Consider the following 12,432-nt stretch of genomic DNA (forward strand, 5'->3'; position numbering starts at 1 on the left):
ATTACTGATCGTTTAAGGAATTTTATGGCTGGCCACGCCATAAGGTGGCAGGGAACTGGTTCTGATGTGGATGTACAGGAGCCAGAAAAGCAAAAACCCCGATAATCTTCTTTAACTTTGGCGAGTCAGAAAGATTACCGGGGCCCACTTAAACCGTATAGCCAACAATCAAGCTATGCGGGGAGTATAGTTATATGCCCGGAAAAGTTCAAGACTTCTTTCTGTGCTCGCTCCTTCTGCGCATTGTAAGTGCAGGATGGTGTGACTGATCTTCAACAAACTTATTACCGCCAGGTAAAGAACCCGAATCCGGTGTTCACACCCCGTGAAGGTGCCCGGACGCTTCCGTTCTGCGGGAAACTGATGGAAAAGGCGGTGGGCTTCACCTCCCGTTTTGATTTCGCCATTCATGTGGCACATGCCCGTTCGCTTGGTCTGCGTCGGCGCATGCCACCGGTACTACGTCGCCGGGCCATTGATGCGCTGCTGCAGGGGCTGTGTTTTCACTATGACCCACTGGCCAACCGCGTCCAGTGTTCCATCACCACGCTGGCCATTGAGTGCGGACTGGCGACGGAGTCTGCTGCCGGAAAACTCTCCATCACCCGGGCCACCCGGGCCCTGACGTTCCTTGCAGAGCTGGGACTGATTACCTACCAGACGGAATATGACCCGCTTATCGGGTGCTACATTCCGACCGATATCACGTTCACATCTGCACTGTTTGCTGCCCTCGATGTATCAGAGGAGGCAGTGGCCGCCGCGCGCCGCAGTCGTGTGGAATGGGAAAACAGACAGCGCAAAAAGCAGGGGCTGGATACCCTGGGTATGGATGAACTGATGGCGAAAGCCTGGCGTTTTGTTCGTGAGCGTTTCCGCAGTTACCAGACAGAGCTTAAGTCCCGTGGAATGAAGCGTGCCCGTGCGCGTCGTGATGCGGACAGGCAGCGTCAGGATATTGTCACCCTGGTGAAACGGCAACTGACGCGTGAAATCTCGGAAGGGCGCTTCACTGCCAGTCGTGAGGCGGTAAAACGTGAAGTGGAGCGTCGTGTGAAGGAGCGCATGATTCTGTCACGTAACCGTAATTACAGCCGGCTGGCCACAGCTTCCCCCTGAAAGTGACCTCCTCAGAATAATCCGGCACGCGCCGGAGGCATTCGCACGCCTGAAGCCCGCCAGTGCACAAAAAATCAGCGCTACATACAAAAAACAACCTCATCATCCACCTTCAGGTGCATCCGGTCCCCCCTGTTTTTGATACAAAACACGCCTCACAGACGGGGAATTTTGCTTATCCACATTAAACTGCAAGGGACTTCACCATAAGGTTACAACCGTTCACGTCATAAAGCGCCAGACGTCAACCCTACAGGGTGCAATGTATCTTTTAAACACCTGTTTATATCTCCTTTAAACTACTTAATTACATTCATTTAAAAAGAAAACCTGTTCACTGCCTGTCCTGTGGACAGACAAATATGCACCTCCCACCGCAAGCGGCGGGCCCCCAACCGAAGCCGGTTTAGTTACAACATGCAAACATAAACCCCTAAAAAACCCAAGTCCAACGCAAAACTGAAACCACAACGCCCCCCTCATAACTGAAAAGCGCCGCCGCCCCCGCCCAAAGGGCGGGAACAGAGTCGCTTTTAATTATGAATGTTGTAACTACATCATCATCGCTGTCAGTCTTCTGGCTGGACGTATCGAATACACGCTCGTAAGCGGCCCTCACGGCCCGCTAACGCGGAGATACGCCCCGACTTCGGGTAAAACCCTCGTCGGGACCACTCCGACCGCGCACAGAAGCTCTATCATGGCTGAAAACGGGTATGGCTTGGCAGGGCTGGGGATGGGTAAGGTGAAATCTGTCAATCAGTACCGGCTGACGCCGGGCTTCGGCGGTTTTACTCCGGTATCACATGTAACCACAGCGTGCCGCCTTCCATGCCGCTGGCGCGGCATCAGAATAATACAAGCAGCATTTAATGCATTTGCAAAAGTGTGAGTAATATTAAGTGGTCGTTTCAGGGATATCGTTAAGACTTGAGCGATAGGAATTAAAACCCCAAAAAGATTAAAAAAACACCACAAAACGGATGTTTCTTCAACACCACTTTTGCTCCATATGAACGGAACCGACGATTAAACTGGATGGCTCTGATTGATTCAGGGTATGAATGGCGGTTTTTTGCTCCGTTTCCCTCAAAATGGACGCAACTTCCCCTCTGCGGCTCTCAGCCGCACCACCGCATCCGGGCCAGCGGCTCATGCATCAGGACCTGCTCTGCCAGACGGTAGCCCCGCTTCAGCCCCGTAAAACGCATCTGACTCCCGCACAGCACGCATTCGAACGGGTCACGACTCAGGAACTGTTTCACCATTTGTGCATAGCACACTTTCGCCACTGGTTCCGGTTTATCCATCCCCAGAGCACGGTACACCTGCGGCAGCTTCTCTCCACACACCCGGTTGGCAAGGAACCCGAAGTACCTCACCATCTTAAAAAACTTCTCCGGGATGTGCTGTTTCAGCCTCGCGACCAGCTCACGCTGTGTCAGCGTTTCCGTCGCCGTTTCTCCCGTTTTGTGGTCCAGGTAACGGAAGCTCAGGCTCGCCCCTCCGTTGTAATGTGCCAGCCGGGAGGCCGCTATCGGCGGCTTCTTCAGATAACGACCCAGGTAGCGCGCCGTATTCCTCCCGCCGGCCGTTTTTTTCGACATGTACACATGCCAGTATTTTCCTCCGGCTTTCAGCACCAGGCTTCTCCTCTGTGATTCCGTCGTGATATGTGACAACGACTCCGGCATCGCCAGCCCCTCTGACCACGCTTTCAGAAGCCGTTGCCGCATATTCCACATCCACCGCGAACGCATCGCGTCTTTCAGGAAGCTCAGCTTTTTCCACTGACCATGCTTATTCAGACCTCCACAGGTTACAGACACATGTACATGCGGATGCCAGTTGAGACGACGGCCATACGTGTGGATGGCGCAGAAGATACCGGGTTCCTGCCCCCGTTTCCGGGCGGCATACAGCAGATTCTCCACCGCCAGACGGCACACGTCATTCAGCAGCCACCGGTTGCTTTCGAACACCGGCCACTGCGTGTCCGGCAGGGTGAAGACCAGGTGTACCCAGTCGCAGTCAGGAAGACGATTCAGCTGTGTCGCTATCCACAGGTCTGTGGCCTTTTTTCCGCAGGACGGGCAGGCACGGCTGCCGCATGAGTTAGTGACGTATCTGACGTGGGGGCACTCAGGTTTATCGCAGATGTATTCCTTCACGCCCAGTATCCGCGTGCCGCAGGCCAGCATTTTTGTGACAGCCTCAACCTCGATATCGCGCAGACCGCCCGCATCCAGGAAGGATGTCCAGCACTGGTTGGTTGTGAACAGGCGTTTCAGCGGTCGGGGAGTAAAAGCGGACAACATGAGGACGGATTAACCCCCGGTATCCTGTAGCCGGGTAAGGGCTGCTGTGTCGCCACGGCGCTCCAGGATGGAGGCCGCGACCATCGCAGGTGGTGGGTCCATGGGTTTGAGCATCTTCATCCAGTCCCATTCACGTTGTGAGAGCTTCTCAGCACCAACAGAGAGCAGAACGGTATCTATACTTTTGCGGGTCAACATAAGAGGATGAGTCCTTAATAAAACAGGTCCTCAGAGCATACATATTCTGCGGAGCGTGCGGCAACACCAGGACGAACAGGGGCAGTTTTCAATTTGCAGCCGTCAGGCTGCCGTGGTTCACTCCAACAACGGAGACAGGTAAATTATGGACGAAAAGAAGCTTAAAGCCCTTGCGGCTGAACTGGCTAAAGGCCTCAAAACCGAGGCCGACCTCAATCAGTTTTCCCGTATGCAGACGAAATTAACTGTCGAAACGGTGCTTAATGCGGAACTAACTGACCATCTCGGGCATGAAAAAAGCTACATCCGGTAGTAAACATTATCAGTGGGTTATGCGATATGATTTGAGCCGTTTTCAGACAATCGCAGGGCCAGTACCTCGTCAGTCAACTGACGGTAAATCTGCTGTTCAGTCTCACGCATCACCTGTGCACCGGCTTCCCTCTCCGCATCCGCATCACCGCTCAGACCTGATGCTTTCAGCCGGTCAGCCACCCTCTGAGAGTACTCATTCTCCAGCATCTCATACTTCTGCTCTTCTGCCTGCGCCCAGCGGTCAGCTTCCGTACGCTTCAGTACAGCATGCCATGGTCCCCAGAGGGAGAACCAGTCCGTAAATTCATTCTCTTCACGGCTTCTGACCATGGCTTCGGCAGTGCGGAGGTCATTTGCTGTCACTCCCGACACGCCATAGAAACGCATTTCCTTCACGGCAGTAGAGAGCTGAAGTTTCTCTGCGAGCATGGTCTGGAAGGCCAGGTAGACTTCTATCTCATCCACAAAATGGAGAGTTCTGACTTTATCCCGGGCAATGTCCTCCAGAATTTCGAGGCGGAACATTTCCCTGCCCAGGGAGAGCAGAGCGCCGGTATCATTATCGAAAAGGCCTTCTGATGCCTGATGGACCAGGAGGGTTTTCCGGAGATTGTTCCATGTGAGCGCGACACGGTCCTCACAGCTCTCAGTGGCATCAGCAGCAACAGCGAAAGACTGCTGTCGAAGCTCCGCAGAGGCACTGAGTTTTTCCAGCCATGCAGCGACCTGTTCACGGAATCCGGAGGTATTGCGTGCAGAGACGGTATCGGAAAGGCGGTCAAGGAACGCGGAAAAGGTGTTGGCATGCTCTTCATGTTCAAAAGCATGCCATATCTGTGATACATCAGATTGTTTGTTTTCCGGGAACCATGCTGTCACGGCATCAGCCAGGGAGTGTTCTGGAGCGGAAATTGTGGCAGAATTTCCCATAGAGAAAAATATTTGAGGACCAGAATAATCTGGTCCGGTGGTTATTTGTTGTAGTGTACGCATGGTATGGCCAGACAATGGATTACCTGCAACATTTACGAAGGCATTCTGAGCTAATCTCAGGACACTTTCCGGAAGTGTTGTCAGATTATTATTCATTAGCACAGCCCTGTTCATACTAAAAGGTAATTCCGGTAGTTGTTCTATAAAATTATTAGCCAGAGCCAGCCCTTCAAGCTTATCTGGAAAGGGGGGAATGCTGTCTAATCTGTTTCCAGAAACTACCAGTAATTTTAGTTCCGGTGGCAATAGTGGCAGAATATGCAATCGGTTATTATGAACCCGTAAATGAGTTAGATTTTCAGGAAGAAATGGTAATTCTTTTATCTTGTTATCACCCGCATTAAGCTCTTCTAACGTCTCGGGTAAGGCAGGTAAGCTTTCCAGTTGATTAAATTGAGCATGTATTACCTTAAGCATTGGTGGTAAATCAGGGAGATGTGTTAATAGGTTTTTTCTTATTTCCAGTGTTGTTATCTGAGGCGGTAAATCTGGTAATGTTTTTAAATCTAACTCAGATAAATTTAATTCTGCCTCTTGATTTTGTAAACATATTTTCAGCCTATTGAAGGCGATATTGCGTTGCTCGCCTGGGGTACCGTTCTTTTCCCATTCGCTCCAGGTTTTTAAATAAAATTCATTACAAGATGGAGTCAGTTCCATAGGTAAAGATAATGGAGTTAACGAGTATACATTGTTTATTTGATGCATAATGCCAGAACCGATTGCCTGTATATTGGTTGATTTAATCATTATAACTAGAATTCTTATCAACGATAAGAATTCTAGTTAAATAGAATATGGCTTATTAATTTTAAAACAGTTTGCTTTGTACCCTTTCTCCGGGTATTGCTTTCCCCCTAAGCCGTCTATGGGAAGGAGTCTGCTGTTATTCCTGAGAATGGTAATTCAGCCATAAAAAGGTATTTAAGGTCATTGCGTCTCTCCCTATACTCGAATAATGGTGAAGAAAGCATGATGAATATATCACGATAACGTTCAGTACGTATCGAGGATAGATGGAGTTACTCCTCTCTGAAATAGAATTACTGCTCTATTTTTTTCTGTTTTCAGAAGTTATTAGTAACAAACCCTGATATATTTTTTTGAAAATGGAGCTTAAACGAGTCTGAAATTAACTTCAGAAATCAGAATACCGTTGGCTTTGTTTTTCATCAATTCCGGCTTCATTTATCTTTGTCAACCATTGCATTTCTGTAGCAGTGAATTTCAACGTTTTCGTCCGGCTGGCAGCAGGTATTTGTAATTCGTATATAGCTGCTTTTTTATTGAAAACAGTATATCCATCTGTAGTAACAGTAGAAGATAATAATACAGGATTTGATACTTCAAGGATGATATTTTCTTGTTTTTGTGGAAGACAAGGGAATATAGTTTGTGTAAGCATATTACTTCCTTATGTTATATTTTGGTAAAAAATTTATTTTTTTACATTATAGTCGGCTAAATGAAGTTTACTGTAAAAAAACGATACTTTTTCGGGTGGCGCTTCCAATCAGTAGAATATGTGTTTTTCAATGAAGGAGCCGATGACTTTTCGTGGATTTCCACGGAACGCGAGAAGCAGATTGTTTTACGTGCCAGCCGCTTGATGCGGGTGCGGAGGGTCAGGTTGTTACGTTCAAGATATAGCATGTGCTGGATGAAGATCCCTTTTCTGGTCACCTGTTTATCTTTCGTGGCCGACGGGGTGACACTGTTAAAATGTAATGAACGCATCCCACACAATTAAACACGGAGTAGTATGATGGTTAAAAGGGTGAAACTGGCAGGTGTGGAGCCTCGCAGCTTTCCGGCATCATACTGCCCAATACGGGATGCATAAAGCGTCCTCAGACTGGAGACTCCACAAATGAAATATACACCGGTTGGCGTTGATATGGCAAAACATGTCATTCAGATTCACTTCATCAATGAGCACATGTCAGCGCCAGTGATATAAGACGGTAATGGGGATGCGGACGATTTCCTGGACTCTCAGAAGATGAAACATGTTTACTGAAGAACAAAAAATTCGCGCTATTGAGCTTTATTTCAAATATGGTAAGAAGCTTGAGGTGTACTGGCAATAGCGGACACCACCATTTGTTCTTTTTCTAAGCAGTCATCTGATAATATTTTATCCTGAAGGCTGCCGGGGAGATATTCCCCAGACGAGAGTTGAGGTAGCCTGAGTTTAACGGACACTCCTTCCTGAAATAGAATGGCATCAGAAGGAGCCAATAATGAGCAGAAAAACCCAACGTTACTCTACGGAGTTTAAAGCCGAAGCCGTCAAAACGGTTCCTGAAAATCAGCTTTCGATCAGTGAAGGCGCTTCCCGATTATCTGTTCCTGAAGGCACTTTAGGACAATGGGTTACCGCCGCAAGAAAAGGGCTCAATACACCAGGCTCCCGCACAGTGGCTGAGCTGGAATCTGAAGTTATGCAACTGCGTAAGGCTTTAAATGAAGCACGACTTGAGCGAGATATATTAAAAAAAGCAACAGCGTATTTTGCACGCAATCCGCGCCCGATCCAGCAGTGTTTTAAGTTCACGCTGCTCGCGTTCAGTCATCTCTTTTTGGGTAATACGGGGGAGTGCCATGATGGTGCCCTCAGTGAGTGAAGTGGCACACTGAATTTGGCCACCTGAACAGAGGTGATATGCTCACCTCAGAACAACACAGGTGCTCCAATGAAAAAAAGAAATTTTAGCGCAGAGTTTAAACGCGAATCCGCTCAACTGGTTGTTGACCAGAAATACACGGTGGCAGATGCCGCCAAAGCTATGGATGTTGGCCTTTCCACAATGACAAGATGGGTCAAACAACTGCGTGATGAGCGTCAGGGCAAAACACCAAAAGCCTCCCCCATTACCCCGGAACAAATTGAAATCCGTGAGCTCAGGAAAAAGCTACAACGCATTGAAATGGAGAATGAAATATTAAAAAAGGCTACCGCGCTCTTGATGTCAGACTCCCTGAACAGTTCTCGATAATCGGGAAACTCAGAGCGCATTATCCTGTGGTCACACTCTGCCATGTGTTCGGGGTTCATCGCAGCAGCTACAGATACTGGAAAAACCGTCCTGAAAAACCAGACGGCAGACGGGCTGTATTACGCAGTCAGGTACTTGAGCTACATGGCATCAGCCACGGTTCGGCCGGAGCAAGAAGCATCGCCACAATGGCAACCCGGAGAGGCTACCAGATGGGACGCTGGCTTGCTGGCAGGCTCATGAAAGAGCTGGGGCTGGTCAGCTGTCAGCAGCCGACTCACCGGTATAAACGTGGTGGTCATGAACATGTTGCTATCCCTAACTACCTTGAAAGGCAGTTCGCCGTGACCGAGCCAAATCAGGTGTGGTGCGGTGATGTGACCTATATCTGGACGGGTAAGCGCTGGGCGTACCTCGCCGTTGTTCTCGACCTGTTCGCAAGAAAACCAGTGGGCTGGGCCATGTCGTTCTCGCCGGACAGCAGGCTCACCATGAAAGCGCTGGAAATGGCATGGGAAACCCGTGGTAAGCCCGGCGGGGTGATGTTCCACAGCGATCAGGGCAGTCATTATACGAGCAGGCAGTTCCGGCAGTTATTGTGGCGATACCAGATCAGACAGAGTATGAGCCGGCGCGGAAACTGCTGGGATAACAGCCCAATGGAACGCTTCTTCAGGAGTCTGAAGAACGAATGGATGCCGGTGGTGGGTTACGTAAGCTTCAGCGAGGCAGCTCACGCCATAACGGACTATATCGTTGGATATTACAGCGCACTAAGACCGCACGAATATAACGGTGGGTTACCCCCAAACGAATCGGAAAATCGATACTGGAAAAACTCTAACTCGGTGGCCAGTTTTTGTTGACCACTTCATACAATTAATATACATTAAGTAACAGGCATTCGAGCCTTGATTTGAGAAAGCCTGTCATTCATTTGTTTTATGTAGCTATCTATTTCCTCTGATGCATAACTAAAAAGTTCTCCCATTTCACGAGCAATAATAATCTCAGATTTAATAGACTTTAATCTCTGGCGACTCATCTCTTAACACTTGCATAATCTCTCTTTTTATATCATATAGTTCTATAAACCGATTTGCCCGTAGTTCTCCTTGGGAAGAATCATTTCTGAATACAACAATTATATACAAAAAATCACTATTTTCTTTAGAGAAGATCTTACAACTAATCTCTGGGAGCTCACATAATGCATGTAAGTCAGGATGGTACAAACTATCCACAGAAAATTGCCCCATAGGACGTTTTCCAGATATAACTGTCAACCAGCTTCCTTCCGGTGTACTGGCTTCGGCTCTGGAAATAGGCTGAAAATCTTCCGGACATGGAGAATACATTGTCTTCATATAATTAAGTCGTCTGGATTTCTCATTAATAAACTCCTCTATTTTTAATTGTGCCATACTTCTGGTTATACCAGAGATATACTTCTTGTCATATATGTTTGGTGATTCATTAAAGTAACCATGTTCAACTCTAGGATAAATATTTCTCACTATATATTCAGTATTTGCAGTATTTATTGGAAATACGTTCTTAATATTCTTGATGGGACTAATCATTTTAATCTCTATACTCAAATATAAACATTACCATGAACAATATAATTGTTCCTAAGTGGAATGTCTCCACGGAGAACACTTTATCTATCGGGAAATAGTGCGGGCAACAGTGTTTAATTATATCGAGTGCAATTACAATCGCTGGCGACGGCACCGTTGGTGTGGCGGCCTCAGTCCGGAACAATTTGAAAACCAGAACCTCGCTTAGGCCTGTGTCCATATTACGTGGGTAGGCTCACAGAGCCTCACTTACGACTGCGTCCATATTATGTGGGTAGGATCAATAAAGACGTTTTATATGTGTCTGCTTGCAGCCAGAAAATTTATACCCTGCAGGTATCATAAACATGCTTGATAACTTAATTGGGGCTCCCTCTTCCTTTTATGGTGTAATTGTTTGATTGAATACTTCCGGGGATTTCAGTATGAAATGAAGTATATTTAATATACTTTACAAAAAGTTTGTATTAGTGGAATAAGGACAATAGCTTATCCAAACTGCCAAGCCTCTTTATTATAAGTAAGATCTGGCACTGGAATATTCTCAAAAGGACTAACATCATCACCACGACCTTCAACCAACCATTTTATTGCATTTAAATCCCAGAATAGTTCAGTAGTGGTCAATTTGGGAAACGCACAATATTGTACGGTTACGTTATCGCAATAGAGTGAACTCTCGCCCTATACGGCGTTTTCAAGGATTAGTCCTTAATCGGACAACCACATTAAAGCATAATAAATAATTAAGCTTTAATAATATACTATAGATACAGTTCTATTATAAAAAATACTATTTTAGGTGATGCATTAAATTAGTAGAATATTTATTCTTTTATAAAAGCACCAATGAATTGTCCAAGTAAACATGAGATAAAATGTGTAGAGGATAACTGAGTTTGGTCACTTTAACTGTATTAGTCGCAGTCTGACTCTCGACTTTAAAAGGATGGGAATTACCTGTACTGATAGTGAGAAAGCTTTCCATTGAAATAAGTCAAATAAAAGTTGATGGCTTCAGTGCTAAAGTGAGGTGCCCGCTAGCCGTATTCACTCGAATCGGAATTCAATGTATTGCTTCTGCCATTTCCATAATATTTCACGGGAAAAACAAAATCTGAAAAACTATACTTAAGTGTTGTATTGAGTCAGTTGAGATACAAATACATATTTATCAGCACACGTTACGTCAAATACAGGAGGTTGTCATGTTGGTACTGAAAGGCACGTTGGCTATTGCAGCCGTGATGACAATTTATTGTCTTATCGTTGTTCTTATGGAACGCTTTTCTGATTGATTTCATATTGGCGAGAGAACAAGAAGGTGAGTAGAATTGTCGCGGAATCCTGAAACTATCAGCCTCAGGTATGAACACCAAAAGGTAGGTAGAGAAATCTATGGCCCCCGTTACTTTATTCGCACAATGAGGTATTTTTTTATTTTTACAAAAGTTCAATAAATATTATAATAAAAGATATGTTCTTGGTAACATAAACAAATATTTAATTAAAATAATGCTTGGCATTGACGTTTATCTTATAAAGTAAGAAGATCATGGACATTTCAACCAAAAAAGTAGAGTTCTCGATGAAATTAAAATTCTTTGTACTTGCACTTTGTGTACCTGCGATCTTTACTACACATGCTACCACTAACTATCCACTTTTCATACCGGACAACATCAGTACGGATATTAGTCTAGGATCTCTGAGTGGCAAAACAAAAGAACGCGTTTATCATCCCAAGGAAGGGGGGAGAAAAATTAGTCAACTGGACTGGAAATACAGTAATGCGACTATTGTTAGAGGTGGCATCGATTGGAAGCTAATTCCAAAAGTGTCTTTCGGAGTTTCCGGTTGGACTACTTTAGGTAACCAGAAAGCAAGCATGGTTGATAAAGACTGGAACAATTCCAATACCCCTCAGGTATGGACCGACCAGAGCTGGCATCCCAATACGCATCTCCGTGATGCTAACGAATTCGAGCTGAATCTTAAAGGTTGGTTATTAAATAATTTGGATTATCGACTTGGACTAATAGCAGGTTACCAAGAGAGTCGTTACAGTTTTAATGCAATGGGAGGGAGTTATATTTATAGTGAAAACGGGGGGAGCAGGAATAAAAAAGGGGCACATCCTAGTGGTGAAAGAACAATAGGTTACAAACAGCTCTTCAAAATACCTTATATTGGATTAACTGCTAATTACCGCCATGAGAATTTTGAGTTTGGAGCAGAACTGAAATATAGTGGTTGGGTTCTTTCATCTGATACAGATAAACACTATCAGACTGAGACAATTTTTAAAGATGAAATAAAAAACCAAAATTACTGCTCTGTTGCTGCGAATATTGGATACTATGTCACCCCCAGTGCAAAATTTTATATAGAAGGCTCCAGAAATTACATTTCTAATAAAAAAGGTGATACATCTCTTTATGAGCAAAGTACCAATATATCTGGCACCATTAAAAATAGTGCAAGTATTGAATATATTGGTTTTCTCACTTCCGCAGGTATAAAGTATATTTTTTGAATTGGTTCACCGAGTTGATTACGTTTTCATGGCTAAAAATTGCCGCCCATTGTGAGTCATATTCGCCCTGACTTTCCAGAACCATACGAACTGCCCGTTGACGGACTTCGGGGGAAAAACGTGTATTTTTAGTCATTCTGTTTACCTCTTTCTCAGGGCGTTTAGTCTCCAGGATTTCCGGGGCGGTTCAAAAAACTCTTCGTTGATTACTGTGGACTTACTGTTGGCATTACCGACCCTGAGACCGGAGAAATAAGAACCGCTTAGATCATCGTGGCTGTTCTCGGGGTATCAAGTTACACATGGGCAGAGGCTACCCAAGGTCTACTATTATCGCCTGAAAGCGCTGATGGAACAGTGCTATCAGGGAC

General features: G+C 45.8%; 15 protein-coding genes and 7 other annotated features. Of the genes, 9 read left to right on the forward strand and 6 right to left on the reverse strand.

Annotation, left to right across the window (positions count from 1 at the left end):
* Positions 1–194: 194 nt before the first annotated feature.
* The 3 genes from tap to CP0261 all read left to right on the forward strand — a co-directional run bounded on the left by tap (position 195) and on the right by CP0261 (position 2,011).
* The gene (gene tap, locus CP0259; RefSeq protein ID NP_858392.1) at positions 195–269 is read left to right on the forward strand and encodes a leader peptide RepL; all 75 of its coding nucleotides are present in this window, start codon (positions 195–197) and stop codon (positions 267–269) included.
* Entirely contained in the window at positions 262–1,119 is an 858-nt protein-coding gene (repA, locus tag CP0260; protein ID NP_858393.2) for a replication protein, read from the forward strand. Before tap ends, repA begins: the two co-directional genes overlap by 8 nt.
* Before the next feature lie 700 nt (positions 1,120–1,819).
* Positions 1,820–2,011 (forward strand): hypothetical protein, encoded by a 192-nt coding sequence (locus CP0261; RefSeq protein NP_858394.1) that lies wholly within the window; start codon positions 1,820–1,822, stop codon positions 2,009–2,011.
* Positions 2,012–2,054: 43 nt separating this feature from the next.
* Positions 2,055–2,345, reverse strand: a mobile genetic element (partial).
* Here the strand turns inward: CP0261 and CP0262 are convergent.
* Positions 2,241–3,437: an IS1294 transposase gene (locus tag CP0262; protein NP_858395.1), complete on the reverse strand. Its 1,197-nt coding sequence runs from the start codon at positions 3,435–3,437 to the stop codon at positions 2,241–2,243. (Overlaps the previous feature by 105 nt.)
* Positions 2,341–3,754 (reverse strand) — a mobile genetic element (partial). (Overlaps the previous gene by 1,097 nt.)
* The gene (locus tag CP0263) at positions 3,447–3,635 is read right to left on the reverse strand and encodes an IS1294 transposase (protein ID NP_858396.1); all 189 of its coding nucleotides are present in this window, start codon (positions 3,633–3,635) and stop codon (positions 3,447–3,449) included. It overlaps the preceding feature by 189 nt.
* 26 nt (positions 3,755–3,780) lie before the next feature.
* Here CP0263 and CP0264 point away from each other — a divergent pair.
* Positions 3,781–3,948 (forward strand): transposase, encoded by a 168-nt coding sequence (locus CP0264; protein ID NP_858397.1) that lies wholly within the window; start codon positions 3,781–3,783, stop codon positions 3,946–3,948.
* Between the two features lie 17 nt (positions 3,949–3,965).
* Here the strand turns inward: CP0264 and ipaH1.4 are convergent, their stop codons facing one another.
* The 3 genes from ipaH1.4 to CP0266 form a co-directional block, all read right to left on the reverse strand.
* Positions 3,966–5,693: an invasion plasmid antigen, secreted by the Mxi-Spa secretion machinery gene (gene ipaH1.4, locus CP0265; RefSeq protein ID NP_858398.2), complete on the reverse strand. Its 1,728-nt coding sequence runs from the start codon at positions 5,691–5,693 to the stop codon at positions 3,966–3,968.
* A 388-nt stretch (positions 5,694–6,081) separates the two neighbouring features.
* Positions 6,082–6,348 (reverse strand): OspE1, encoded by a 267-nt coding sequence (gene ospE1, locus CP0265a; RefSeq protein YP_001449237.1) that lies wholly within the window; start codon positions 6,346–6,348, stop codon positions 6,082–6,084.
* A gap of 100 nt (positions 6,349–6,448) precedes the next feature.
* Positions 6,449–6,575 (reverse strand) — a mobile genetic element (partial).
* Positions 6,576–6,995: 420 nt separating this feature from the next.
* Positions 6,996–7,148 carry a hypothetical protein gene (locus CP0266; RefSeq protein ID NP_858399.2) on the reverse strand — a complete coding sequence of 51 codons (153 nt, stop codon included), beginning with the start codon at positions 7,146–7,148 and terminating at the stop codon, positions 6,996–6,998.
* Positions 7,123–7,463 (reverse strand) — a mobile genetic element (partial). It overlaps the preceding gene by 26 nt.
* Between CP0266 and CP0267 the strand changes: the two genes are divergently transcribed.
* From CP0267 to icsP/sopA, 5 genes are all read left to right on the forward strand, one after another.
* Positions 7,187–7,570: an IS600 ORF1 gene (locus tag CP0267; protein NP_858400.1), complete on the forward strand. Its 384-nt coding sequence runs from the start codon at positions 7,187–7,189 to the stop codon at positions 7,568–7,570. It overlaps the preceding feature by 277 nt.
* Positions 7,568–8,816, forward strand: a mobile genetic element. It overlaps the preceding gene by 3 nt.
* Positions 7,604–7,942, forward strand: a complete 339-nt coding sequence (locus CP0268; protein ID NP_858401.1) for an IS911 ORF1 — start codon at positions 7,604–7,606, stop codon at positions 7,940–7,942. (Overlaps the previous feature by 339 nt.)
* A complete protein-coding gene (locus tag CP0269; protein NP_858402.1) occupies positions 7,969–8,808 on the forward strand; it encodes an IS911 ORF2 in 840 nt (279 codons plus the stop codon). (Lies within the feature at positions 7,568–8,816.)
* Before the next feature lie 762 nt (positions 8,817–9,578).
* Positions 9,579–9,759 (forward strand) — a mobile genetic element (partial).
* Positions 9,581–9,733, forward strand: coding sequence for an IS3 ORF2 (locus CP0270; protein NP_858403.1), 153 nt, complete (start codon positions 9,581–9,583; stop codon positions 9,731–9,733). It overlaps the preceding feature by 153 nt.
* Before the next feature lie 1,354 nt (positions 9,760–11,113).
* Positions 11,114–12,061 carry an outer membrane protease gene (icsP/sopA, locus tag CP0271; protein NP_858404.2) on the forward strand — a complete coding sequence of 316 codons (948 nt, stop codon included), beginning with the start codon at positions 11,114–11,116 and terminating at the stop codon, positions 12,059–12,061.
* On the opposite strand, the gene CP0272 is transcribed toward icsP/sopA, so the two are convergent.
* The gene (locus CP0272; RefSeq protein ID NP_858405.1) at positions 12,030–12,197 is read right to left on the reverse strand and encodes an IS629 ORF1; all 168 of its coding nucleotides are present in this window, start codon (positions 12,195–12,197) and stop codon (positions 12,030–12,032) included. The two genes, icsP/sopA and CP0272, sit on opposite strands and share 32 nt — an antisense overlap.
* Positions 12,098–12,251, reverse strand: a mobile genetic element (partial). Its footprint overlaps the gene before it by 100 nt.
* Between the last annotated feature and the right edge of the window lie 181 nt (positions 12,252–12,432).

This window comes from Shigella flexneri 2a str. 301, assembly GCF_000006925.2.
Classification (GTDB): domain Bacteria; phylum Pseudomonadota; class Gammaproteobacteria; order Enterobacterales; family Enterobacteriaceae; genus ECMA0423.